Annotated in this window: 1 pseudogene; it reads right to left on the minus strand. The window is 32.4% G+C overall.

The window, feature by feature from the left end:
- Positions 1-156 precede the first annotated feature (156 nt).
- Positions 157-377: pseudogene (locus tag V7137_RS23910) on the minus strand (thiamine diphosphokinase); the annotation flags it as partial.

Genomic DNA, 377 nt, shown 5'->3' on the forward strand with positions numbered 1-377 from the left:
CATACTGTCCCTCCTCACAAATCTCCCCAGCTTATTTCAACCCAACTTTTTTCGAACGCCCTACCATTTTATTCAAACGAACGAAATCAGTACCAAAAACATTGAAGGCACTATTCCAACTTTAAAGGGCTATTCTGAGTTAGTTACTAAAACATGTTAATCATGACTTCTTATCACTATTAATATGCCTTCAGAAAATGAAAAAGTACCATAATCACTAATAAGTTCATTACTAATACATAGTGTTGAACCAATTGAAATATGACGATTATACAAAGGAAATTTGAAGCCCTCTAAGGTGAGATTGCGGATATTTAGTGTTAAAGGAACAAAGGATATATATTTTTTTGTATCTAATTTTTCAATTGTGTAACTCC

The organism is Neobacillus drentensis, assembly GCF_036962765.1.
In the GTDB taxonomy this organism is placed as follows: Bacteria; Bacillota; Bacilli; order Bacillales; family Cytobacillaceae; genus Neobacillus; species Neobacillus drentensis_C.